This is a genomic window from Terribium retamae, assembly GCF_022347545.1.
Classification (GTDB): Bacteria; Pseudomonadota; Alphaproteobacteria; order Rhizobiales; family Rhizobiaceae; genus Mesorhizobium; species Mesorhizobium retamae.
The window spans coordinates 99,186-123,122 of record NZ_JAKREW010000003.1 but is presented as its reverse complement, the minus strand read 5'-3'; the positions used below and the strand labels follow the sequence as shown (position 1 = coordinate 123,122).

General features: G+C 61.3%; 23 protein-coding genes and 1 riboswitch. Of the genes, 11 read left to right on the top strand and 12 right to left on the bottom strand.

What is annotated here, in order from left to right:
- Positions 1-54 precede the first annotated feature (54 nt).
- A complete protein-coding gene (locus tag L4923_RS05535; RefSeq protein ID WP_239362652.1) occupies positions 55-264 on the top strand; it encodes a hypothetical protein in 210 nt (69 codons plus the stop codon).
- A gap of 19 nt (positions 265-283) precedes the next feature.
- Positions 284-1,552 (top strand): diaminopimelate decarboxylase, encoded by a 1,269-nt coding sequence (lysA, locus tag L4923_RS05530; protein ID WP_239362651.1) that lies wholly within the window; start codon positions 284-286, stop codon positions 1,550-1,552.
- An 8-nt stretch (positions 1,553-1,560) separates the two neighbouring features.
- Here the strand turns inward: lysA and L4923_RS05525 are convergent, their stop codons facing one another.
- Entirely contained in the window at positions 1,561-1,863 is a 303-nt protein-coding gene (locus L4923_RS05525; RefSeq protein WP_239362649.1) for an ArsR/SmtB family transcription factor, read from the bottom strand.
- A 56-nt stretch (positions 1,864-1,919) separates the two neighbouring features.
- On the opposite strand from L4923_RS05525, the gene L4923_RS05520 reads away from it, so the two are divergent.
- On the top strand, positions 1,920-2,861 hold the full coding sequence (locus L4923_RS05520; RefSeq protein WP_239362646.1) for a threonine/serine dehydratase: 942 nt from the start codon (positions 1,920-1,922) through the stop codon (positions 2,859-2,861).
- Between the two features lie 164 nt (positions 2,862-3,025).
- Positions 3,026-4,108, top strand: coding sequence for a siderophore-interacting protein (locus L4923_RS05515; RefSeq protein WP_239362645.1), 1,083 nt, complete (start codon positions 3,026-3,028; stop codon positions 4,106-4,108).
- Between the two features lie 99 nt (positions 4,109-4,207).
- Here the strand turns inward: L4923_RS05515 and L4923_RS05510 are convergent, their stop codons facing one another.
- Positions 4,208-5,422, bottom strand: a complete 1,215-nt coding sequence (locus L4923_RS05510) for an MFS transporter (RefSeq protein WP_239362644.1) — start codon at positions 5,420-5,422, stop codon at positions 4,208-4,210.
- On the bottom strand, positions 5,422-7,470 hold the full coding sequence (locus L4923_RS05505) for a TonB-dependent siderophore receptor (protein WP_239362643.1): 2,049 nt from the start codon (positions 7,468-7,470) through the stop codon (positions 5,422-5,424). Before L4923_RS05505 ends, L4923_RS05510 begins: the two co-directional genes overlap by 1 nt.
- Positions 7,471-7,769: 299 nt before the next feature.
- Here L4923_RS05505 and L4923_RS05500 point away from each other — a divergent pair, with 299 nt between their 5' ends.
- The gene (locus tag L4923_RS05500; protein WP_239362642.1) at positions 7,770-10,358 is read left to right on the top strand and encodes a TIGR02302 family protein; all 2,589 of its coding nucleotides are present in this window, start codon (positions 7,770-7,772) and stop codon (positions 10,356-10,358) included.
- Positions 10,359-10,386: 28 nt separating this feature from the next.
- Here the strand turns inward: L4923_RS05500 and L4923_RS05495 are convergent, their stop codons facing one another.
- Both L4923_RS05495 and L4923_RS05490 read right to left on the bottom strand, forming a co-directional pair.
- Positions 10,387-11,181, bottom strand: coding sequence for a lysophospholipid acyltransferase family protein (locus L4923_RS05495; protein ID WP_239362641.1), 795 nt, complete (start codon positions 11,179-11,181; stop codon positions 10,387-10,389).
- Positions 11,182-11,277: 96 nt separating this feature from the next.
- Positions 11,278-12,183, bottom strand: coding sequence for a LysR family transcriptional regulator (locus tag L4923_RS05490; protein WP_239362640.1), 906 nt, complete (start codon positions 12,181-12,183; stop codon positions 11,278-11,280).
- Positions 12,184-12,295: 112 nt separating this feature from the next.
- On the opposite strand from L4923_RS05490, the gene L4923_RS05485 reads away from it, so the two are divergent.
- Positions 12,296-12,919 carry a pyridoxamine 5'-phosphate oxidase family protein gene (locus tag L4923_RS05485; protein ID WP_239362639.1) on the top strand — a complete coding sequence of 208 codons (624 nt, stop codon included), beginning with the start codon at positions 12,296-12,298 and terminating at the stop codon, positions 12,917-12,919.
- Between the two features lie 2 nt (positions 12,920-12,921).
- Here L4923_RS05485 and L4923_RS05480 read toward each other — a convergent pair whose 3' ends face one another.
- The 3 genes from L4923_RS05480 to ftsE all read right to left on the bottom strand — a co-directional run bounded on the left by L4923_RS05480 (position 12,922) and on the right by ftsE (position 15,351).
- The gene (locus tag L4923_RS05480; RefSeq protein ID WP_239362877.1) at positions 12,922-13,590 is read right to left on the bottom strand and encodes a YdcF family protein; all 669 of its coding nucleotides are present in this window, start codon (positions 13,588-13,590) and stop codon (positions 12,922-12,924) included.
- Between the two features lie 119 nt (positions 13,591-13,709).
- Complete coding sequence (locus tag L4923_RS05475; protein WP_239362638.1) at positions 13,710-14,699, bottom strand: cell division protein FtsX; 990 nt, start codon at positions 14,697-14,699, stop codon at positions 13,710-13,712.
- Positions 14,692-15,351 carry a cell division ATP-binding protein FtsE gene (ftsE, locus tag L4923_RS05470; RefSeq protein ID WP_239362636.1) on the bottom strand — a complete coding sequence of 220 codons (660 nt, stop codon included), beginning with the start codon at positions 15,349-15,351 and terminating at the stop codon, positions 14,692-14,694. Before ftsE ends, L4923_RS05475 begins: the two co-directional genes overlap by 8 nt.
- 290 nt (positions 15,352-15,641) lie before the next feature.
- Between ftsE and L4923_RS05465 the strand changes: the two genes are divergently transcribed.
- From L4923_RS05465 to L4923_RS05455, 3 genes are all read left to right on the top strand, one after another.
- Positions 15,642-16,289, top strand: a complete 648-nt coding sequence (locus tag L4923_RS05465) for a hypothetical protein (protein WP_239362635.1) — start codon at positions 15,642-15,644, stop codon at positions 16,287-16,289.
- A 48-nt stretch (positions 16,290-16,337) separates the two neighbouring features.
- Positions 16,338-16,880 (top strand): hypoxanthine phosphoribosyltransferase, encoded by a 543-nt coding sequence (hpt, locus tag L4923_RS05460; RefSeq protein ID WP_239362633.1) that lies wholly within the window; start codon positions 16,338-16,340, stop codon positions 16,878-16,880.
- 85 nt (positions 16,881-16,965) lie between these two features.
- Complete coding sequence (locus L4923_RS05455; protein ID WP_239362875.1) at positions 16,966-17,331, top strand: response regulator; 366 nt, start codon at positions 16,966-16,968, stop codon at positions 17,329-17,331.
- A 128-nt stretch (positions 17,332-17,459) separates the two neighbouring features.
- Here the strand turns inward: L4923_RS05455 and L4923_RS05450 are convergent, their stop codons facing one another.
- Both L4923_RS05450 and L4923_RS05445 read right to left on the bottom strand, forming a co-directional pair.
- Positions 17,460-18,410 carry an aldo/keto reductase gene (locus L4923_RS05450; RefSeq protein ID WP_239362632.1) on the bottom strand — a complete coding sequence of 317 codons (951 nt, stop codon included), beginning with the start codon at positions 18,408-18,410 and terminating at the stop codon, positions 17,460-17,462.
- A 256-nt stretch (positions 18,411-18,666) separates the two neighbouring features.
- Complete coding sequence (locus L4923_RS05445; protein WP_239362631.1) at positions 18,667-19,221, bottom strand: gamma-glutamylcyclotransferase; 555 nt, start codon at positions 19,219-19,221, stop codon at positions 18,667-18,669.
- A 193-nt stretch (positions 19,222-19,414) separates the two neighbouring features.
- Here L4923_RS05445 and L4923_RS05440 point away from each other — a divergent pair, with 193 nt between their 5' ends.
- Positions 19,415-20,413: a DUF2125 domain-containing protein gene (locus tag L4923_RS05440; protein WP_239362630.1), complete on the top strand. Its 999-nt coding sequence runs from the start codon at positions 19,415-19,417 to the stop codon at positions 20,411-20,413.
- A gap of 145 nt (positions 20,414-20,558) precedes the next feature.
- On the opposite strand, the gene L4923_RS05435 is transcribed toward L4923_RS05440, so the two are convergent.
- Both L4923_RS05435 and hisC read right to left on the bottom strand, forming a co-directional pair.
- A complete protein-coding gene (locus L4923_RS05435; RefSeq protein ID WP_239362629.1) occupies positions 20,559-21,491 on the bottom strand; it encodes a prephenate/arogenate dehydrogenase family protein in 933 nt (310 codons plus the stop codon).
- A gap of 3 nt (positions 21,492-21,494) precedes the next feature.
- Positions 21,495-22,604, bottom strand: coding sequence for a histidinol-phosphate transaminase (hisC, locus tag L4923_RS05430; RefSeq protein ID WP_239362628.1), 1,110 nt, complete (start codon positions 22,602-22,604; stop codon positions 21,495-21,497).
- 278 nt (positions 22,605-22,882) lie between these two features.
- Positions 22,883-22,960: riboswitch (SAM riboswitch) on the top strand.
- A gap of 49 nt (positions 22,961-23,009) precedes the next feature.
- Here hisC and metA point away from each other — a divergent pair.
- Entirely contained in the window at positions 23,010-23,933 is a 924-nt protein-coding gene (metA, locus tag L4923_RS05425) for a homoserine O-acetyltransferase MetA (RefSeq protein WP_239362627.1), read from the top strand.
- Positions 23,934-23,937 lie beyond the last annotated feature (4 nt).

Here is a 23,937-nt window from a genome sequence, read left to right as displayed (position 1 = left end):
GCCTAACAAACTCCGCTACAAGCGACAGCTCGAAACGCACGGACGGAAACAACGATGACGGCAGGCAGAATACTGGTGACGCTGACGGTTCTGGCGGCGGTGACGGCAGTGACGGCCTGCGGACGACGTGCTGGCCTTGATACGCCCTATGAAGCCGCCGTGCAGGCACGCAAGGACGCCGCCAAGGCCAAGGAGCCCTTGCCGCCGGAACCGACGAGACCGGAAACGGATAAGCCGTTCATTCTCGACAAGCTGATCCAGTAGCCTTCCGGACGAATTTCTCGTGAACCATTTCGAATATCGTGACGGCATCCTGCATGCCGAGGACGTCGCAATACCCGCCATCGCAGCAAGCGTCGGCACGCCGTTCTATTGCTATTCCACCGCGACGCTGACGCGCCATTTCCGCGTCTTCTCTGAAGCTTTCGCCGAACTCGACGCATTGGTCTGCTATTCCCCGAAGGCAAATTCCAACCAGGCAGTATTGCGCACGCTGGCAAAGCTTGGCGCGGGCGCCGATGTGGTTTCGGAAGGCGAATTGCGCCGGGCACTGGCGGCCGGCATTCCCGCCGATAAGATCGTTTTTTCCGGTGTCGGGAAGACCGCGCGCGAAATGGATTTCGCGCTCGCTGCCGGCATCCATTGCTTCAACGTCGAGTCCGAGCCGGAGTTGGAATTGTTGTCAGCACGCGCCGTGGCGGCTGGGAAAACAGCGCCGGTGTCTCTGCGCGTCAATCCGGACGTCGACGCCAGGACCCACAAGAAGATCTCCACCGGCAAGGCGGAGAACAAGTTCGGCGTGCCGTGGCAGCGGGCGCGCGAGGTCTATAAGCGTATGGCCGAACTGCCGGGCATCAAGGCGATCGGCATCGACACCCATATCGGCAGCCAGATCACCGAGTTGCAGCCGTTCGACGATGCCTATCGGCTGCTTGCCGAACTGGCCATGACGCTACGCGCCGATGGTCACGCCATCGAACATATCGATCTCGGCGGCGGCCTGGGCATTCCATACAAGACCGACAACAACCCGCCGCCGTTGCCCGATGCCTATGCAGGCATCGTGAAGAAGCATGTCGGCGGACTGGGGCTGAAGGTGATCTTCGAACCCGGGCGACTGATCGTCGGCAATGCCGGCATCCTGGTGGCTGAGGTGATCTACCTCAAGGAAGCCGAGGCAAAGAACTTCGTCATCATCGACGCCGCGATGAACGACCTGATCCGCCCGACGCTTTACGACGCCTATCATGACATTCGCCCGGTGCGATTGGGTTCGCCCGACGGACCGCGCATCCGCGCCGACGTGGTGGGTCCCGTCTGCGAGACCGGCGACTACCTGGGTCACGACCGCGACCTGCCGAAACCGAAGAGCGGCGACTTGATCGCCATCGGCACCGCCGGCGCCTATGGCGCAACCCAATCCAGCACCTACAACACGCGACTGCTTGTTCCGGAAGTGCTGGTAGACGGTGATCGTTTTGCGGTGGTGCGTCCACGCCGCAGCTATGAGGATTTGATCGGCCTAGACACGATCCCGGACTGGTTAGCCTAGCAACTGTCTCACAGGCACTCCTGCACCATGGCCTTCACTGCGCCGATCCTGTCCTCGTCGCGCTGGTAGAAGATCCACTGCTTGATGCGCTTTGAGCGCACCAGCCCGGCCAGGGAAAGCACGCGCATATGCTCACTGAGCGTAGCGGGCGTGACGCCGAGCTTGTCGGCTATCAGCAGCGCACAGACGCCATCCTTGACCAGATCGCCGTCCACCTGGGGCGGGAAATGCGCCGTCGGATCCTTCAACCAGTCGAGGATCTGCAGCCTGCGCGGATTGGCGATTGCCTTGAAGATTTCAGCCTCTTGCATTTAGGCATTTTGCCAAGTTACTAATTGATGTCAACAGCAGAATGCCGGAGCCCTCGATGTCAGCCGAAACCCAGATCACGCCCGACCGCATCAGCCGGACCGAGACGCTGATCAGGCCGCATATCAGGCGCACTCCCGTACTGTCGGTCGACATGGTCGACTTCGGCCACGCTGCGTTACCGGTGCAATTGAAGCTCGAATGCCTGCAGCATTCCGGTTCCTTCAAGGCACGCGGCGCCTTTTCCAATCTCCTGCAACGCGACATCCCGAAGGCTGGGGTGGTCGCGGCATCGGGCGGCAATCACGGCGCAGCCGTTGCTTATGCCGCCATGCGCCTTGGCGTTCCTGCTACGATCTTCGTGCCCAGCGTGTCGCCAAAGGCGAAGACCGACCGCATTCGCGGCTATGGTGCCGAGCTGGTGATCGCCGGCGACCGTTATGCCGATGCGCTCGCGGCCAGCGAGGTCCATGTTGCCCGAACCGGCGCGCTTTCCGTGCATGCATTCGAGCAGGTCGAAACGCTGCTCGGCCAGGGCACGCTTGGCCTGGAGATCGAACAGGACCTGCCCGACATCGACACGCTGCTGGTCGCCGTCGGCGGTGGCGGCCTGATTGGCGGCGTGGCCGCCTGGCTGGCTGGACGCATCCGCATCGTCGCAGTCGAACCGGAAGGGTCGCCGACCCTGCACTATGCCTTTGCCGCCGGCGAGCCGGTCGATGCGCCGACCGAAGGCGTGGCGGCAGATTCGCTGGCGCCAAAGCGTGTCGGCTCGCTGATGTTCCCGATCGCGCAGAGCTACATCGAACGTTCGATTCTGGTCAGCGACAACGACATCGTTGCCGCGCAAAAGGCCTTGTGGGACACGGTGCGGGTTGTCGCGGAACCGGGCGGCGCTGCCGCCTTCGGCGCCATGCTTTCCGGCAAATACCAGCCCGCTCCGGGCGAGCGGGTGGCGGTGCTTGTGTGCGGCGGCAACACCACCGCGGTGCAGTTCTAGCTCCGGGTTAGCCGCGTGCCGATTGGCTGGCAATCATAAATATGAATTTAATAATCAAGTTTACTGGAAACCTGTCCGGGACTGTGGCATGGGAGAACCTGTTCGGCTGATGCGAATAGCGCAACGGCCTGGCGCGTCGCTGCATTCGAATGGACAAGTCGATCATGAGCCAACTCACTGCCGAAACTCTCGTCGAGGATGACAACATCCGCGTTGCCATGGAAAGATTCCATGCCGAGCATGAGGAATATGCGGTCGAGACCGGTGTCGAACATCAATGGGAATACAGCACATATTACGGCTCGCTCAGCGCGATGCTGGAAGGCCGGACCGTATTGATCCGCGTCTTTGCTGAAGACGAGACCTGCCTGTCCTATATGAAGATGGCAGTCGCCGGGCACATCGTCGAGTTCCTCGGCACGACCCGCGGCCTTCGCTGGAAGGGCGACGGAGCCGATGCCGGTACCCCGGTGTTCTTCCGCGAAGTCACGGTGCAGTCATCCACCCGCATCTCGCCACATATGCAGCGTGTGCGTTTCACCGGCGACAATCTTGCCCGTTTCACCAGTGGGGGCCTGCATGTGCGCCTGCTGTTGCCGCCCAAAGGCCGCAAGCCGGTGTGGCCGACGATGGGCAGCGACGGCATGATCGTTTGGCCATCAGGTGACGATGCGCTGACGGTGCGGGTCTACACCATCCGCGCAATCGATCCCGTCGCCGGCTGGTTCGATGTCGACTTCGTCCTGCACGAGGGTGACCATACGCCCGCCGCTACCTTTGCCACCAACGCGAAGGCCGGAGAGGTCATCGGCCTGTTCGGCCCAGGCGGCGGCGATGCGTCCGACCAGCGCAATCTCCTGCTTTTCGGGGACGATACGGCACTGCCGGCAATCGGCCGCACGCTGGACAACCTCGCGCCCGAAAGCCGCGCAGACGTCTTCATCGAGGTCGACAGTCCCGCCGACGCGCTTCCCTTGGCCGAAGGGGACAATATCAAGATCAACTGGCTGTATAGGAATGGCCGTGAGCCCGGCACCACCAACCTGCTTTCGCAAGCACTCAAGGGCCTCGACCAGGCTTCGTTGGCCGATGACGTCTTCGTCTGGGCGGGCTGCGAGTTCGGCGATTTCCGCGAGCTTCGTCGGATCGTGCGCAAGGAATGGGGCTTGAAGAAAGACCGTCAACTGATCGTCGCCTACTGGCGCCGCGGAACGTCGGGTGAGGAAGGCGTGGGAGGCGAGGATTAGAGCGTTTCCGTTTTCACGGAAACGCCCCAATTCTTCGTTTGCCGCAATCCCAGACGCGAAACCGCTGCGCACTTTTGCTGGAATTGCTGTAGCCTCCTCTCATCGCTGGTCGGAGACCCGCGAAATCGCCGGAATGGCCGCCAAAGCGATGACCCCGGCGGCTGCGAAGAAGATCCCGTAGCCGAAATATTGCGCGGCATAGCCGGCAATCACGCCGCCCGCCATACCGACCAACGCGTCCATGCACTGGAACAGCGTGAAGTCCACGCCGGCCTGCCTCGGATCGGACCAGCGCATGAACTGCGCATAGAGCGCTACGAAGCCAAGCGCCATGACGCCTGAAGAGGCAAAAACAGCCACCACGATCAGCACAGTCTGGGAAATACCGCCGATCAGAGCATAGCAGGCAAAGAAGAACAGACCTGCCGCCTGGAGTGCCAGTGCCAGCACCAGCACGTTGCGCATGCCCCAAGACTTCACGAGCGCACCGCCGAGAAGAGCCGCGGCGACGCCGACAAACATCGAGCCGATACCGTTGATCAGACCGACGGCGGTCAGATCCAGTCCGGCGTCTATGAGGAATGGTCCCAGCATGCCCAGCGCCACTTTCTGCGCGACCACATAGATCGCAGCGGCTGCGAGACCACGCCGGATTTCCGGTCGCTTCAATGCGGTGAGCAGCGAAGGCATGTGACCGCGCGCTTCGTCCGGCATGATCGGCGTGGGCGCAACCAGAAACGGCAGGCCGAGCAGCAACAACAGTGCCGCCATCGCCCAGATGCCGATCTGCCAGCCTGAGACATCGACCAGCATCAGGAACAGGCCACCGCCGAGGGCAGAGCCCAGATAGGCGCCGCCGACCTGCGCGGCATTGCCCCAGCCGTGATACTCCTTGGCGAGGCTCTGCACGGCATAACCGTCGCATGCGATGTCGACGGTCGAAGCTGCAAAGGCAACGGCGGTCAGCAGGGCAAGCACCGGGAGCACCGCCGTAGGGCCGATCGCACCGACTGCGAACAAGCCGATCGCCGAAATGATACCACCGGCAAAAACGATGGTTGAGGTGCGATTGCGGCCGTTCGCCGGGAGACGATAGCGTTCCACCGCCGGCGACCACAGGAACTTCAGCGCCCAGGGCAACACGATCAGCGAAACCAGCCCGATGCGATCGAGCGGCACGCCTTCGCTGCGCATGATGGCCGGCAGGCCGATCCAGGTGATACCGCCGATCACGCTCTGGGCGACGTAAAGTCCGCCAACCGCCGTCAGGACGGCAAGCGGCGATGCCGCTTTCTTTGAGGCCGTGCCGTGCATCAGAAACGATACCTCAAGCTGCCGAATACGGAGCGACCTTCGTCGCGGTAGCAGCTGCCGGCCTGGCAGATGGTGCCCTGCTTGTTGAACAGGTTCTTGGCGTTCACCTGCAGCGTCAGGCCCTGCAGGTCGGGATTGCGATAGCCGAAATCATAGGACAACGCGGCATCGACATAGGTGCGGGCGGCATTCTTGAAGCTGTTGGTGTCGTCACCATAGCTCTCGCTGGAATAACGGACACCAGCGCCGAGACCGAGCCCCGCCAAGGCGTCAGCCTCGAACTTGTAGTGCCCCCACAGCGCCAGCACGTCGTTCGGTGTGGCCGACAATTCCTTGCCGATCGTTCCTTCGGCGCCCTTTTCGATCTTCATGCGCAGATGGGTGTAGGAAGCGATCAAGCCGAAGCCGTTGTCGAAGGAAGCATTCGCCTCCAGTTCAATGCCGCGCGAATTGAGGTCGAGCTGGCGCTGGCGCTGGTTGCCCTGCTCATCGAAGGTGCCGTCATAGACGAGACCATCCGTCTGGCTGATGTCGAAATAAGCAGCGCTGAGAACAGCGTTGGTATCCGGGATCTCGTATTTGACGCCGACTTCCATCTGCTCGGCTGTCGTGGCCCGCGCTACGCGGCGGATGTTGGTCACGGGGTCGTAGACATAACCGATGTTGGGCGAGAACGAGGTCGAGTAATTCGCATAAGGGATGATCCCCCAGTCGGTGCGATAGGAGAGACCGAGCCGCCAGGAGAAGTCGCGGTCCCGCTGCTTGCTCTTGTTGTATTCCGCATCGGTGGAGGCGGTGTCGACCCAGTCATAGCGGCCCGACGCGAACAGGGTGAAGTTGTTCCATTCCATCTGGTCGTGCACATAGACGCCGGTCTGGTTCAACTCCTGCCCACGTGTAAAGGGCACCGGCTGGTTGGCGACGTCGGCGGCCGAAACAAGAGAGGTTGCGCTGTAGGAGCCGTAGCGAGCCCAGCTGTAATCCAGGCCGGCAACGGCAGTGTGCTTGATGGGGCCCGTGTCGAAGGTGAACTGCGCCATGTTGTCGACGACGAAGTTCTTCATGTCCTCCTTGTAGTGGCCCCAATAGCGCTCCAGCGGCTGGTCCGGCCCAGGCGCATAGTGGAGGCTGTATTCCATGTCGCTGTCGACGGCGTTGTAGCGAAGGTTTTGGCGTACCGTCAGCAGGTCGTTGAAGCGATGTTCGAATTCGTAGCCGATGCGGCCTTGGTTCTGGCTGAAATCATTCCAGGCGGGGTCTCCTTCATAGAGATCGGAGCGCGCACCGTATGAAGGATTGTAGAAGGAGGCCGTGCCGCCGGTAACCGAACGCGACAGTTCGCCAAGGATGGTGAGCTTGGTGTCTTCGTCGGGCTTGAAGGTGAATGCGGGCGCGAAATAAGCTTTATCGTCCGGATAACCAGGCAATTCCGTCTCGCTTTTGCGAGCCAGTCCGGTGAAGCGGTAGAGCAGGCTTTTGTCTTCATTCGCCGGACCGGTGATATCGAACGCACCTTGGTAGCGGTTGTACTCGCCGCCGAGCACTTCGATCTCCCGGAAATTCTCGTCCTTCGGGCGCTTGGTGATGACGTTGACGATGCCGCCTGGGCCGCTGACTCCGTATAGCGACGATGCGGGACCCTTCAAGATGGTAACGCCTTCGATGCCGTAAGGCTCGGTCTTGAACCAGGCGGACGGGCCGTTGTACTGGCGCAATCCATCGCGGAACATGCCGTTGTAATAGGCCTGGAAGCCCCGCAGGAAAAACGCGTCGTAGCGGCTGTCGAAACCATAGGCATTGGGATTGGCGCTGGCGGTATAGTTCAGCGCTTCGTTGAGCGAGCGTGGTTTCTGGTCTTCGATCTGATCTTGCGTGATGACCGTGATCGCTTGCGGGATCTGCACGATCGGCGTGTCGACCTTGGTGCCGTCGCGATCCTGTTTGGCGACATAGCCATTCTGTTTCAACGTATCGCCGCTCTCGGACTCGAGCGTGATCTTTTCGAGCAGCGTGCCGTTGCCGTCCTGGGCGTTCGCAACAACCGACATCGGCAAGAATCCGAGCGCGCTTCCAAGCGTCAAAATCTCAAGCCGGCGAACCAGTGACTGCGACCCCATTCGTATCTCCTTTTTCGAGTGCAGCCCCGCCTCACAAATATGACTATTTGAGTCAAGTATGTTCGGGCGATTTTGCGATCGCATTTCACAGGGTGTGGCGATAGCGCCACTGCCGGTGCCGACGAGAACGTGAACGGGCTTTTCGCGATGTCGCCTCGCCTTTGCCGTGTTTGCTGCTATGATTTTGAATCGTGAGGCCGCGCCATTCCGGCCGGCTTTCCGGAGAGCCGATGACAGAGCGACCCACATCCGGCATCGATCGCAGCCTGACGGCACGGCTTGCGGCCAGCAGGTTGGCGACGCGTGTCGTCATGATGGTGGAGCGGGCCTGGCCGTTGATCCTGCCGTTCCTGCTTGTCCTGGCACTGTTTGTATCCGCTGCCTGGCTCGGCTTGTTCCCACGTCTGTCGGACATTACCCGCCTGGGCCTCGTCGGCCTGTTCGGCGTCGCAGCGCTGGCATCGCTCTATCCCCTGCGCCTTTTCAGGCTGCCGACCGCAAGCGAAGTCGACACCCGCATCGAGGCGGCCAACGCGCTGCTCCACAGCCCCGTGCGCGTGCAGACCGATAAGCCTGGCGGCGAGGCGGGCGACTTTGCGCAGGCCCTATGGCGCGAACATCAAAAGCGTATGGCCGCAAAGCTCGGCTCGCTGGGCACCGACCTGCCTTCTACCGGCGTAGCGCGCCACGACCCCTGGGCCGTCCGCGCGGTGGTTGCGCTGCTCTTGTTCGTGGCACTGGCTTTTTCCTATGGCCCGCAAGGCGGTCGCCTCAGCGATGCCTTCCTCGCTGCCGGCGCACGCGACGCCGTGCCGCCACGTATCGACGCCTGGGTGACGCCGCCCAACTATACCGGCAAGCCACCGGTATTCCTGACTGCCGACGCAACGCGCAAGGATATCACCTTCACCGTACCGCAAGGTAGCGATGTGACCGTGCGCATCACTGGCGGTGCGGATGACGAAACCGTCGTCTATGACGAGGCGAGCGGGAACAGCCGCGACATCAAGCCCGATGCCCCGGCGAAGGCAGATGATGCCGCGCCCAGCAACCCCGCACCGACCAATGGCGCACGTCAGTTCAATGGCAAGCTCATCACAGATGGCGTGCTGGTTCTCAAATCGGCGAATGACGAGTTGGGCAGATGGGCTTTTGCCGTGACGCCGGATACCGCTCCGCAGATCCGCTTCTCCGGCGAACCCCGTCGGGCAGCAAACGGCACGGCGGAGATCAATTACGAAATCGTCGATGACTACGGCCCGGCCAAAGCACTCGCGGAATTCAAGCTGGCCGAGCAGCAGGCGCCCGACGCACGCCCACTTTACGGTCCCCCGGAAATGCCGCTGTCGCTGCCTCGACGCGGAGCCAAGAACAACGCTGCCCGTACCACCAAGGACCTGACCGATCACGTCTGGGCCGGCGCTGGCGTGAAAGTAACACTGGAAGCGACGGACGGTGCCGGACAGATTGCCCGCAGCGAAACCAAGAGCTGGACGCTGCCGGAGCGCCCCTTCGCCAACCCCTTGGCACGCGCGGTGATTGAACAACGCCGTTTGCTGGCGCTCGACGCCAATGCGAAGCGGCGTGTTCTTGACCTGATGGACGCGATCACCCTCCGTCCCGAGGACACCTTCGATTCCATGCCGAACTATCTCGGCCTGATGAGCGCCCGCAGCCGCCTGAACCTGGCCAAGAGCGACGATGAGTTGCGCGGCGTCGTCTCCTACCTGTGGGACCTCGCCCTCGGCATCGAGAACGGCAGCCTGTCGGATGCCGAAAAGCGCTTGCGCCAGGCACAGCAGGCGCTGCAGGACGCGTTGCAGAACGGCGCCAGCGACGAGGAGATCGACAAGCTCATGAAAGAGCTGCGCCAGGCCATGGCGGATTTCATGCGCGAGTTCGCGCAACGCAATCCCCAAGGCAAGGAACAGCCTCTACCGGACGACGCTCGCGTCCTCAGTGAAAACGACCTCAAGCGCATGATGGACCAGATCGAGGATCTGGCGAAATCCGGTGATCGCGACAAGGCACAGCAGTTGCTGTCCGAATTGCAGGACATGATGAACAATCTGCGCACCGCCCGCCGTCAGGGTCAGGGTCAGCAGAACAGCGAGATGCGCCAGCAGATGGACAAGCTGGGCGAGATCATGCGCCGCCAGCAGGAGATGATGAACGAGACGTTCCGAACAGATCGCATGCAGCGCGGCGAGCAGGGCCAAGATGAACAGCCTGGCGACCAGCAGATGCCTGGCCAGGAAGGTCAGCAAGGCAACAACGAAGGTCAGCAGAATGGCAGCGGTGGCGACAAGCCGATGACGCCGGAAGAATTCGCCGATGCGCTGAAGCAACTCCAAGAAGGCCAGGGCAAGCTGAAAAGCGACCTCGAAAAGCTCAAGAAGAGCCTCGAAGGCATGGGCCTGGAGCCCAATGAAGGCTTTGGCGAGGCGGGGCGCGCCATGGGTGACGCGGAGCAATCGCTTGGCGGCGGCGAAAGCGGCGCGGCCGTCGGCCAGCAAAGCCGCGCGCTGGAAGCACTGCGCCGTGGCGCCAAGGACATGATGCAGCAATTGGAGGCGATGCAGGGCGACCAGGGCGACACTCAGCGGGGCAACAGACAACGCGGAGCCAACCGGGATCCGCTCGACAGGCCATGGGGAGAGAGAGGCCCCATGGAGAATCAGAGTCGGAACGAAAACCTCGACAAGGTCGATACGCAGCGCGCTCGTGAAATCCTTGACGCCATCCGCAAGCGACTTGGCAATGCGCTGAGCCCGGAAATCGAGCGCAGTTATCTCGAGCGATTGCTGAATCTCAAATAGATAGAGCGAGTATCGGCCGCCGAAATCCTCAGGTCTTGGCAGCGGCGCTCAGTTCGGCAAGCCGCTTGGCGGCGGTGGGTGGCATTGGCGGCGGATTATCGGCATTGGCCGCCTCGGCGAGCAGTTCGTCGCAAGCAGTCTCCGTCTCATCGATCAGCCGACGCATGAACTCTTCCTTGTCGAGGCCTGGCGGGATCGGCGGCAGGAACCGCGCTTTGATGGTGCCCGGAAAGCGCAGGAACTTGCGGCGCGGCCAGTAGAGGCCGGCGACATGGGCAACCGGCACGACCGGCACGCCAAGTTGCGAATAGAGTTCGACGATACCGTATTTATAGGCCGGCTCATCGCCAGGGGCGCGACGCGTGCCTTCCGGATAGATGATGAGCTGGCGCGGGTTGCGAGCCAATTCCGCTCTGGTGGCGGCAATCACCGCCTTCAATGCTTTCGAACGGCTGCCGCGGTCGACCGGGATCATGCGCATCTTCATGATGTACCAGCCAAAGAAAGGAATCCAGGTGAGCTCGCGCTTCAGGATGTAGAGCGGGTCCTTCAGGTAAGGGAAGAAGGCGATCGTATCCCAGAACGACTGGTGCTTGGGCGCCAGGATAAAGGAGCCTTCGGGCAGGTTCTCCGTGCCGGTGATTTCGTTGTCCGTGTTCCCGATGATCTTGTAGAGCCACATGCTGGAGCGCGACCAGAACTTCGGCACGAACCAGGCCCATGCGCGCGGTGACAGGAAGTAATAGGGCGTCCAAAGGATCATTTGGACGATCAGGTTGAGATAGAAAACGAAGTTGAACGCCAGTGAGCGGATATAGAGCATGCAGCGAGCCTGGTGAGGAAGCGCGTGTTCGTTACACCATGAACGAGCAAAAAGGAATGACAGCGTCGGCGATCCGTACCGTGCTTCAGGCTTCTTTCAAATGCCGAGCCCAGCCAGTCTCGCCCTCAATCGGGGCGCCGCAAAGTCCAGGAACGCGCGCAGCTTGAGCGGCAACAGACCGCGGCCGGCATGCACCAGGCTGACCGGCCACGGCTCCGGTTCGAATTCCTCCAGCACCAGCTTCAGCGCTCCGGATCGAACAGCATCGGCGGCCTGATAAGACAACACCCTGACAATCCCGACGCCGGAGATCGCCGCATCGATGGCGGCCTCGGCCGTGTTGATCGAAAGGCGGGACCGGACCGGCACCGCGATTTCCGCCTGTCCTTCCGTGAAGGTCCATGCCGCCGGCAGCGCCAGCCGCTCGAAGGTCACACATTGATGAGCCGTCAGATCCTGCGGCACCTTTGGCGTACCATGGGTTTCGAGATAGGTCGGGCTGGCGCAGGCCACGCGGCGGATCGAGCCCACGCGGGTCGCCACCATGCTGGAATCCGGTAGTTTTCCGATACGCAAGGCCACATCGATGTGCTCTTCGACCAACCGCCGTAGCGTATCCGATTGCGTCAGCCTGACGTCGACTTCCGGATAGGCGGCGAGAAAGTCCACCACCACCGGCAGCACGTGCAGGCGTCCGAAGACAATCGGCGCCGTCACCACCAGTTCACCGCGGGCCTGGCTGTATTCTCCCGCCGCAGTTTGCTCCGCCTCCTCGACATCCTCCAGGATGCGTCGGCAGGCAGCGAGGTAGGCATGCCCCGCTTCGGTCAATTCCAAACGACGGGTGGAACGGTTGAGCAGCCGTGTGCCGAGATGTCTTTCAAGATCGGAAAGTTTGCGGCTGACGGTGGCCAAGGGCACGGCGAGGCTGCGTCCGGCCGCCGACAGGCTACCGGCTTCGGCCACGGTCACGAACAATGACATCGATGCCAGGCGATCCATGAACCTTCCAATATTTGGAATAATACCTTCCAAATATGACATCTACTTATGAAAGGCGAAAGATACCAGCTTCGGTGAAATTCCCACGCAGGGCCCATCGAGGGAGACCATCATGACCGCTTCCCACGTTTATGCGAGCGACGTTGCCTTTACGCCGACAGTGAAGGCAATTCAGGCTCGCAAAGGTTCGCGACAGGCCTATGCGCGCTCCGAGGAACGTGGCTGGAACGAAGAGATCACGCCGGATCTCGCCGCTTTCATTGCCGCGCAGACCAGCGTCTTCTTCGCAACGGCCAATGCCGAGGGCCAGCCCTATATCCAGCACCGAGGCGGGCCCGCCGGTTTCCTGCAGGTGCTCGATAGCCGCACCATCGGTTTCGCGGACTTCTCCGGCAACCGGCAGTTCATCTCGCAGGGCAATCTCGCCGACAACAACCGGGCCTTCCTGTTCCTGATCGACTATATGCTACGGCAGCGCATCAAGATCTGGGGTGAGGCGCGGATCATCGAAAACGACCCCGACCTTCTCGCCCGCCTTATGCCGCAGGATTACAAGGCGCGTCCCGAACAGGTGATCCTGTTCACCGTTTCCACCTGGGACGCGAACTGCCCTCAGCACATTCCGCAGCGCTTCGAAGCGGCTGACGTCGCGGCTATCCTGGGCGACCGCGATAAGCGCATCGCCACCCTGGAAGCGGAAATCGATCGGTTGCGCGCTGAACTCTCGAAGCGATGAATTCAATCGATGTTGTGGCTGGCGAAGGCCGGCCGGATCGGCAGGATCACGCGGCCGAGCGCCAGCAGGTATTTGTTGTATTCGGTGAACAGCACGCGCAAGGCGCCCGGCTTGATCAGCCAGCCGCCATTGTCGAGATTGCTGTTGACCACCGGATAGGGCACCAGCCGTGCCGACGGCAACAACCTGCCCATCTCCAGCAGGCTGCGCGGCATGTGATAGTTGTTGGTGACCAAAAGGATACGGCTGTAGCCATGGGTTTCGACCCATTTTGCGCTTTCCTCGGCGTTGCCGATCGTATCCAGGGCTGCGCGGTCGATGTCCACGCAGCAAGAGAACAGCTCGTTGTCGCTTCGGGTCGCCTTCTGCAACTGCTTGCGGCTGGCGGTGGGATGCACACCGCTGATCAGCAACCTGGCGCCTTTGCCGGATTCCAGCAGCCCGATGGCCGCATCCAGCCGCGACTGGCCGCCGGTCAGCACGATGATGGCGTCCGCCGGCTCGGGATCGGCAGGCGTGACAAGCCGGCTGACATGGCTCGCAAACCAACCGAAACCCAGCGCGTAGACCGCTATCGTCGCCAGAACGACTATCCCCAACGACCGCAGCGTCCTGCGCAATCGAGACGGACTGTGCTGCACAGTTAAAGTGTCCGGCGCGGCTTCGGCCATGTTGGCAGAATCGCGATTTCTCATACCTTCATGATTAGTGCCGAATTGCGTCCTTTGGTAGGAGAAAGCGCCTTCGCTCGATCTGATTTCGGAGCCGCAATGCGTCATCGCCTCCTCCGTCAACCACCGTCGGTCTGGCGCGTGTCGAGATCGCTGAGATAGGCGATCACCGTGGCATGCGATGTCGCTGCCGTGAGTGCACCGATAACCATCACCATCAGGACGACGCCGAGATATCCGGCCCAGCCGATGGCGAAACTGCCGAACAAAGCGACAGCCTGGTCGGCTTGCGGCGTCGCCATATTTCGCGACGCCCAGAAGGAAAAGAGCAGGAAGACGACAATCGCCGCCACACCACCGGCCGCTGCCCCCTTCATCCCGGTGACCAGAAATTGCTGGCGGAACTGGCGGGCGATGAAACGCGCCTCAGCGCCGACAAAATGCAAAACTTCGATGATGTGACCGTTGCCCGCCATGGCGCCACGCGTTGCGAACACCACCGTCAGTACGGTCGCTGAAAGCATGAGCACCAGAACCAGCATGCCAATCGTTACCGTGGTGCGGGCCATCGCGACCAGCCGATCCACCCAGGTTCGATGGTCATCCAGCGAAGCGCTGGCGATGGTATTCGTCAACGCCTCCCGCATCGCCGCGAAATTGGGCGGATTGTTCTCGTCGATGGTGACCACCACGAGGCGAGGCACCGGCAGTTCATCGATATTGAGGCCGCTGCCCAGCCATGGCGCAAGCAGCCGGGCGGTAGCGTCACGATCGACAATGTTGGTGGCTTTGACGCCTGGAAACCTGGCGGCGATTTCGGCAACGCTTGTCAGCGCCGCTTCCATGTCCATCCCATCGACAGGTTTGATCTGGATCGTCGCCTCGCGCGAGATCTGGTTTTCCCAGACGGCGGCGGTGCTGCGCACCAAAGTCACTGCTCCGAATGTCAGGCACGACAGGAATGTCATGATGGCGATGACAAACACCAGCGCGCGGCCGGCGATGTTCTGTGCCGGCACGATGGGCGCCATTTTGCGCTGCGCGCGCCGAGGCGTTGCTGCGCCGCGGACTTCGCCGTCTTCTTCGTGTTCGGCCGTCATCTCAATCATAGATGTCCAGCCTTCCTCCCGACAGGATCAAACGCCGGGCGTCGACTTGTTCCATGAGGCCGAGATCATGTGTGGCGATGACAACGGCCGTGCCAAGCCGGTTCAATTCGATGAAGAGCCGAAGCAGCCGACGCGCCAGTTGCGGATCGACATTACCGGTCGGTTCGTCGGCAAGCAGGAGCTGCGGTTGCTCAATCAGCGCGCGTGCGATCGCGGCGCGCTGTTTTTCGCCACCCGACAGTACCGGCGGCAAGACATGCATGCGATCGCCAAGGCCAACCCATTTCAGGAGCTCGACGACATCGGTGCGATAGCTCGCCTCCTCACGGCCGCGTACACGCAGCGGCAGCGCGACATTCTCATAGGTCGTCATATGGTCGAGCAGACGAAAATCCTGGAACACCACGCCGATCCGACGGCGCAGATGCGGCAGTTCCTCGCGCGTGATTCGCGCACGATCCTTGCCGAAGACCGTGATCAGCCCCCGTGTCGGTTTCAGCGACAGAAACAGAAGGCGCAGCAAGGTCGTTTTGCCGGCGCCGGACGGCCCGCTCAGGAATTGAAAGGAGCGCTCCGGCACATGCAAGGTGATGTCACGGAGAATCTCCGGACCCATGCCATAGCGGAGGCCGACATTTTCGAAGCGGATCACGTGCGGCGACCTGAACTGTATTGGGCGGCAGTCCGCCCGTATCTAGCGCATGACCTCGAAAATCGAACCGATTTTCGAAAGGATCATGCGCCACCTCAAAGTGTTGGAGCGTCCTTTGCTTCCCCGATTGGACGCGCAGCGCTCTAGAAACGACCATCGACCGGCATGGTTAATCGCCGGTTAATTTTTGACGCCGACCGCTGCTGTAAAACAAATCCGGTGGGGAAGCATTAACCATTTTTGTCTACGGAATTGAAACAGACGGCGAACAGAGGCGACCAAGGAACAGGATGGCCGATCGCGGCACGGCACGCCCGGTTTCCGGCGAAATCATGACCGCGGCGACGATCGGCCGCGAAGGCCCGGCTGTGGCTGTTGACGTGATTGACGCCGACTTCATCGTGCTTGATTCCGATTCCAGCCGGATCGCTGAACGGCTGCCACCGCAACCCGCTGCCCTGCAGTCGGAAATGACGCCTCCGCTCGACGGCATGGATATGTTGCGTAAAGGCGAAACGGGCCCCGACCTGGCTCGCCCAGCACCCGGCGGGGCATTGTTCTGGACCAGTGGTATTGCGATCGCCCTCCTCGCCTTCTGGATTTCGGGCGGCCATGCGCTGTTTCACCAAACCGCGTTCCTGGGCTACGGCGACACCGCTGCTGCGGCACTCAGCATCTCCAGCGTGACCTCGCGTGTCGATAGTACCGGTTCCAAGCCGGTGCTTCTGGTCGATGGCGAAGCCGGCAATGATGGAGCGGAAGCAGCTGTCTTGCCGCCGCTCGAGATCCGTGTGACCGGCAATGATGGCCGCATTACCCGGTATGGGCTGGGGACATCCGGCCGCAGCTTGCCGCCAGGCGAAAGATTTGCCTTTTCCAGTCGGCTCGAGGTGCCTAGAAACGGCGTAACGGCCGTCTCGGTCACTTTCGCGCGATAACCGGCGGCTTCCAAGCCCCTCGGATCCGCGTTCCAGGAAAGGGTCTTCATGCCAATTGTGCGCGGCAAGGATATCGAAGTTCTGTTTTCGGCGTCAGCGATCGCACGCCGCAATCTGGAACTCGCCAAGGAAATCGCGGCCCACGATTACCACGACCTGTTGGTCATCTCGGTGCTGAAGGGTTCCTTCATTTTCGCCGCCGACCTGATCCGCGCGATGCACGACGCCGGCCTGTCGCCCGAAGTCGAATTCATCTTCATCTCCAGCTATGGCGCCGGCACCGAAAGTGGCCAGGTGCGCGTGCTGCGCGACATCGATAACGAGGTGGCGGGCCGCGACGTGCTCTTGATCGATGACATACTGGAATCCGGCAAGACACTCAAATTCACCCGCGAACTCATGCTGTCACGCGGTGCAAGGAGCTGCTCCATCGCCGTGCTGCTCGATAAACGCATGCGCCGCCAGACCGACCTGAATGCCGACTATGTCGGCTTCGATTGCCCTGACTATTTCGTCGTCGGCTATGGCATGGATGTCGGTCATGCTTTCCGCGAACTGCCTTTCGTGGGCGTGGTCAAGGACGACACCTGACCTCTTTTTCGAGCCTCGCGAAAAGAATTGGCGGGCCGCTCGGACTTTCAGGAAACGTCAACATTTGCAGGGCAAATCTCTGCGCATGGCAAAGCTCCTGATCGTCGAGGACGATGAATCCGTCCGCACTCTCGCCGCCCGCGCGCTCGAGCGCGCAGGCTACAACATCGACATCGCCGCCGACGGTGCGCAGGGGCTTGAAAGCATCCGTGCTGCCAACGGCAATTACGATCTCATCGTCTCGGATATCCGCATGCCGGAGATGGACGGCATCGAAATGGCCAAGGCGGCGGCAGCGGCTTTCCCTGAACTCAAGATCATGCTGGTGACTGGTTACGCCGATCAGCGCGAGCGTGCGGATGAATTGAACGGTATCATCCTGGATGTCGTGCAGAAGCCCTTCACCCTGGCCGAAATCCGCGACCGGGTCGGTCGCGCGCTGGCAGCCTGACGGTCTCTGCTTCCGCGGACCCCTTGTCAGGCGAGCTTGGAGCGTTTCCGTTTCACGGTAACGCGCCAAGCCTTTGCCTTGACGCAACTCCGCACGGAAAGCCGTCACACACTTTTGTTGGAATTGCCCTAGGCGCTCGCCTTGTCCAGTTCTTCGATATCGACCTGCGAGAGTTTCAGTGACGCGGCACGCACCAGATTTGCCATCTGCTCCGGCGTGGTTGCGCTGGCGATCGGCGCCGTCACGCCCGGCCGGGCGATTACCCAGGCGAGCGCAACTTCGGCCGGCTTGGACCCATGCCGCCCGGCGACGGCGTCGAGTGCCGCCAGGATACGCATGCCGCGCTTGTTGAGATAGCTCTCCACGTCCTCGCCCCGCGCGGCACTTTTGCCGAGGTCGGCCTTGCTGCGGTACTTGCCTGACAGGAAACCCTTGGCGAGGCTGAAATAGGTGATCACGCCAAGCCCTTCTGCTATGCAAAGATCGCGCAGCGGGCCGTCATAGGAAGCGCGGTCATAGAGATTGTATTCCGGCTGCAGAACCTCGTAGCGCGGCAGATTGCGCAGCTTGGCGACATCGAGCGCGGCCCGCAGTTGACCGGCGTCCAGATTGGAGCAGCCGATATGGCGAACCTTGCCCTTGGCAAGAAGCTTCTGATAGGCGCCGAGCGTCTCTTCATAAGGCACGGTCGGGTCCGGCCAATGCGAGAGATAGAGATCGACGACATCGGTCTGCAGGCGCTTTAGCGAGGCTTCCACGGCCTGTTCGATATGGCCGGCGGAGAGGTCCTTCCTGCCTTGTCCCATATCGGAGCCGACCTTGGTGATGACGACCACCTTGTCGCGATTGCCCCGCGCCTTCATCCATTTGCCGATGATGGTTTCCGATTCGCCGCCTTTGTTGCCGGGCGCCCAGCGCGAATAGACGTCGGCCGTATCGATGGCGTTGAGCCCGCCATCGACAAAACGGTCCAGCAGATCGAAGGACGTCTTTTCGTCGGCGGTCCAGCCGAAGACATTGCCCCCCAGCACAAGGGGCGCGATTTCGAGGTCGGTGCGACCGAGCAGGCGTCTGTCCAAGATTGATCTCCCTAGAGCATTTTGTAGCCAGGTGGAATCACCTGGCGTTACAAAAATGCGGCGAAAACAAACTTAGAGCGTTTCCGCGTTTCCGTGAAAAACGGAAACGCTCTAAGAGCAATTCCAGGAAAAGTGCGTAGCGGTTTTCCGCCCCGGAACTGCGCAAAAAAACAAAGAATTAGAGCGTTTCCGCGTTTCCTTAAAACGGAAACGCTCTAATACCGGCGGGGGCGCCGGTCCAGCAGGAAGCTAGGGACTATCGCGCGGGGTTCAATGGGCCAGAAGCGTTTTCAACCGGAACGATCCGCCGCGCCACCTCTTCCAGCCAGCGATCGCGAATGCCAAGCGCTTCAAGATGCTGGATGGTGTTGAGGACATAGTCTTCATTGACGCCGGATTGACCGACGGCGCCCCGCACCACGGCCGCGGCTTCCGCCTCGCCAAGGGCGCCAGCATACTGCTCGTGCCCGCGGTCGGCGACGTAGGTCACCGCATCCGCCACGCGGCCATCCTCCAGCGCCACCTTGACCCAGCGTTCGAGGTAGACGTTGGTCACCAGTTCGCGCTCGCGCAGATAGGCGATGACCTCGTCACGCAATTCGCCGGGCACCCGGAAGGCCAATCCGATGCAGGAGCCGCCGCGGTCGAGGCCAAGCACCAGCCCGGGTCTTTCGCGGGTGCCGCGGTGGACGAAGGAATAGACACAGAGCGAGCGCCGATAGCCGTGCAGGCGCGCCCTTTGTGTCTCGACATGCGCGAAACCGGGACGCCAGATCAGCGAACCGTAGCCAAAAACCCAAAAATCGCCCATATCGACAAGCCTAAAGCGTGATCCCAAGAGGTCGCAGACTTTTTGGACAAAGATCATGCGACAAGCAAAGAGATAGGGCGGAATGCCGCTTCATTTTCATCGCATTCCCGCCCTGGGCGGGCTCAATCGTTCGCACCAAAATCATTCCGGCCGGGATGGTCGCCGGTTCTTCTGCGTTATCGAGGGCTAGAGCATGACGTCAAGTGACCAGAGCAAGCCAAAACGTCGGCGCTGGCTGGCCGGGCTGATCCTCGCTCTGCTCGTCCTCTTCGGCCTCTACAGCGCGGGCTGGTACTGGCTGGCCGGCCGCGTCAGAAGCGACGCAACGAACACGGTTGCCGCCCTCGCGGCCAAGGGCATCAACGCCGACTGCACCAATTTGACCGTCAGCGGTTATCCTTTACGTTTCGTGGTTACCTGCGACGGGCTCGCCTATCAGGATGACGCCAGGAACGTTGCAGCCGCTGCGGGCGGCATGATTGCCACGGCAAGCCTTGCCCAGCCTCTCGCGCCGAACGTCAATCTCGACGGACCGTTGCGCACCTCCGTGCCCGACATGCCGCCATTGTGGATCGACTGGGATCAACTGGACATCAGCGGACGGCTTTGGTGGCCCTTGCCCAGCCGCATTTCGGTGACTGCGGAAGGCTTCAACGGCCAAACCGACCCGACCGACGAAACCGATCCCGTTCAGTTGTTCAGCGTCGGGCAACTCGCCGCCGCAGCCAGCCCTGCGGGGCAGGATCTGATACTCACCCACGATTTCACAGACCTGGAGATCGACGCCCACACGATCGGCGGCCGCGTCCTGCCGCCTTTCAGCGGCAAGGGCGACGCCACGGTGAAAAACGGCATCGCCCTGCTCAGCACCCCTCCAAAGAGCCTGCGCGGCCAGTCTGCCGAGATCAGGAATCTCGAACTGTCTTCCGGCGAAGCGCGCATCGTTGTCGCAGGTCCGATCGCGGTCGATGCCGACGGGTTGATCGACGCCACCCTCAACATCAAACTGCAGAATCCGAAGGCGGTGGCCGCCATTCTCGCCGCGGCTATTCCTGAACAGGCAAGCCAGATCCAACAAGGTTTCGCTGCATTGTCGATGCTCGGCAATGAACCGTCCATGCCGCTGAAAGTGGTGAAGGGCCGCGCCTCGCTGGGCTTCATTCCATTGGGGATGATCAAGCCGGTAGAGTAGGCAGTCGGCAGTCGGCAGTCGGCAGTCGGCAGTCGGCAGTCGGCAGTCGGCAGTCGGCAGTCGGCAGTCGGCAGTCGAACTGCTCGCTGGTGCTTTCAACAATCGCAAGCATGTTGCTATTGCCTACTGCCTATTGCCGACTGCCTCACTTGATCGGATGTTCCACCACCTGGCGCCCGAAGTCCGGCACATCTATGTCCTGGCCGGCCTGGATGATCGAGCGGCGGATGGCGCGGGTGCGGGTGAAGAGGTCGAACAGCTTATCGCCGTCGCCCCATCGAATCGCCCTTTGCAGGGAGGACAGATCTTCCGAGAAGCGTGCCAGCATTTCCAGGATCGCATCCTTGTTGTGCAGGCATACATCGCGCCACATGGTCGGATCCGACGCGGCGAGGCGCGTGAAATCGCGGAAACCGGAAGCCGAATATTTGATGACCTCGGACTTCGTCACATTCGCCAGATCGTCGGCCGTGCCGACGATGTTGTAGGCGATGATGTGCGGCAGATGCGAGACGATCGCCAGCGTCATGTCATGATGCTCGGGCGTCATCGTGTCGATGTTGGAGCCACAGCGGCGCCAGAACTCCGACAATTTCTCAAGCGCGTCCGGATCAGTGTCCGGCAGCGGCGTGAAGATGCACCAGCGGTTGTCGAACAGATCCGGGAAACCGGCATCCGGGCCGGAATTCTCGGTGCCAGCGAGCGGGTGCCCGGGAATGAAGTGCACGCCTTCCGGTATGAAAGGTGACATCTGTGCAACCACCGACTGCTTGGTGGAGCCGACATCGGTCAGGATCGCCCCCTTCTTCAGTGCCGGTGCGATCTCCTCTGCGACGGCACCGGACGCGCCCACCGGCACCGAGACGATGACGAGATCGGCATCACGCACTGCCAGCTTTGCGTCAGTCGTATAGCTGTCGCCGAGTTGCAGCTCCTCGGCGCGTTTCAGCGTTTCCGAGCGACGGGTCGAGATGGCGATGTGGCCGGCAAGTCCTTCGCGGCGTACCACACGCGCCAGCGAGGAGCCGATCAGGCCGATGCCGATAAGGGCGATCTTTTCAAACAGGGGTTCGGACATTTTTCAGCTTTTCAGGAATTCGGTGAGTGCGGCGACCACGCCGCGGTTGGCTTCTTCGGTTCCGACCGTCATCCGCAGCGCGTTGGGAAAACCGTAGCCGGCAACGCGCCGCAGGATATAACCTCGCTCACTCAAATATCCGTCCGCCTCAGGTGCGGAATGTTCCCGATCGTCTGGGAAATGGATCAGGATGAAATTGCCGACGCTCGGCGTTACTCGCAAGCCGAGCTTGGTCAGTTCCTCGGTCAACCACGGTACCCAGGTCTCGATATGCTGCACCGAGCGCTCGACATGGGCACGGTCGCGCATCGCCGCCTCGCCCGCGGCAATCGCCGTGCTGCTGACATTGAAGGGATCACGCACACGCTCGAGCACGTCCACGATATGCGCGGGCGCGTAAGACCAGCCGATGCGCGCGCCACCGAGACCGTGCACTTTTGAGAACGTGCGCGTCATGACGACGTTCTCATTGCTGGCAACCAGTTCGATGCCCGCCTCGTAGTCGTTGCGGCGCACGAATTCGGCATAGGCTGCATCCAGCACCAGAAGCACGTTTTTCGGCAGGCCGGCATGCAGGCGTCGCACCTCCTCGAAGGCAATGTAGGTTCCGGTTGGATTGTTCGGATTGGCCAGGAATACCATCTTCGTGCGCGGGGTAACGGAAGCCAGGATAGCGTCGACGTCGACGCGCTCACCCGCTTCCTTGGCCACCACGGGCGTTGCTCCCGCCGCCAGGATGAAAATCGGATAGGCCAAAAAACCGTGTTCGGTATAGATCGCCTCGTCGCCAGGCCCGAGATAAATCCGGGCGAGCAGACCGAGCACCTCGTCCGAACCGTTGAAGCACTGGATGTTGGCGATATTCAGCCCATGCGTGTCGGCGATCGCCTGACGCAGTCTGGTTGCCTGTCCGTCCGGATAGCGCTCCAGCCCGGCGGCGGCTTCCTGCGCTGCTTCGACCGCCTTGGGCGACGGACCGAGCGGATTTTCGTTGGCTGAGAGTTTATGAACCTTGGCGACACCGTGCGCCGCGCCCTTGCCCGGTACATAAGCCTCGATATCCATGATACCGGCACGGGGTTGCGGACGAAGCGGGTCGGTTGCCTTGGTCATGTCGAAAGGTCCGTGATTGACGCCTCCGGCCGGAGGCCAGAGCGTTTCCGTTTTTCGCGGAAACGCAGAAACGCTCTAAGTTTTTGTTTTGGCCGCATTTTTGTGACGCAGGTGATTCCACCTGGCCACAAAAGATGCTCCAGGGCGGAAATACCGCCCACACCGCCGAATGTCGAGGAAAACCGGAACCGTGCCCGGGCTGGCCCAGTTTGAACTACGCGTTTGAGCAACGCGTTGGGCCATCGATTGACGTCATCACTTGGTCGGCGTATTAGCAGGGCTTGATCCGTGGTGATTTGGCCGGTCGGCTTGCAGCCACGTTAAATAAGTCGCTAAAGGGCCGTTTGCGATCCGTAAACCGGCTTTGCGACAGCAATGCCGGTTTTGTTTTTTGGAGTTCGCAAAGTGCCGATCAAAATCCCCGATCAGCTCCCCGCCCGTGAAGTTCTGGTCAAAGAGGGCGTGTCCATCATGGACGAGCAGACCGCCCTGCGCCAGGATATCCGCCCGCTTCAAATCGGTCTGCTCAACTTGATGCCCAACAAGATCAGGACGGAGACGCAGTTCGCGCGGTTGATCGGTGCCACGCCGCTGCAGGTCGAACTGACCCTCGTGCGAATCGGCAATCATAAGGCCAAGAACACCTCTGAAGATCATCTCATCACCTTCTACCAGACCTGGGACGAGGTGAAGGATCGCAAGTTCGACGGCTTCATCATCACCGGTGCGCCGATCGAGCTGCTGCCGTTCGAGGACGTGACCTACTGGGACGAACTCAAGCGCATCCTCGATTGGACGACGACGAACGTGCATTCCTCCTTCTTCATCTGTTGGGGCGCCATGGCGGCGGCCTGGCATTTTCACCGAGTCCCGAAGCACACGCTGTCCGATAAGGCGTTCGGCGTATTCCGGCACCGCAACAACGCGCCCGCCTCTCCCTATCTGGCCGGCTTCTCGGATGACTTTGCGATTCCCGTATCGCGCTGGACTGAGGTCCGTACCGCCGACATCCCTGCGGGTTCCGGCCTGGAAGTCCTGATGGACTCGGATGAGACCGGCCTGAGCCTGCTGGCGGAACAAGCCTGCAACCGGCTCTATATGTTCAACCACATCGAATACGACTCGACATCGCTCAAGGAAGAGTACGACCGCGACATCAATGCCGGCGTTTCGATCGCGGTGCCCCATGAATATTATCCGGATGACGATCCCAGCCGCCCGCCGCTCAACCGCTGGCGCTCGCACGCCCACCTGCTGTTCGGCAACTGGATCAATCGGGTCTACCAAACCACGGCATACGATCTGGAAAACATCGGCAAGGATCGCTAGAACG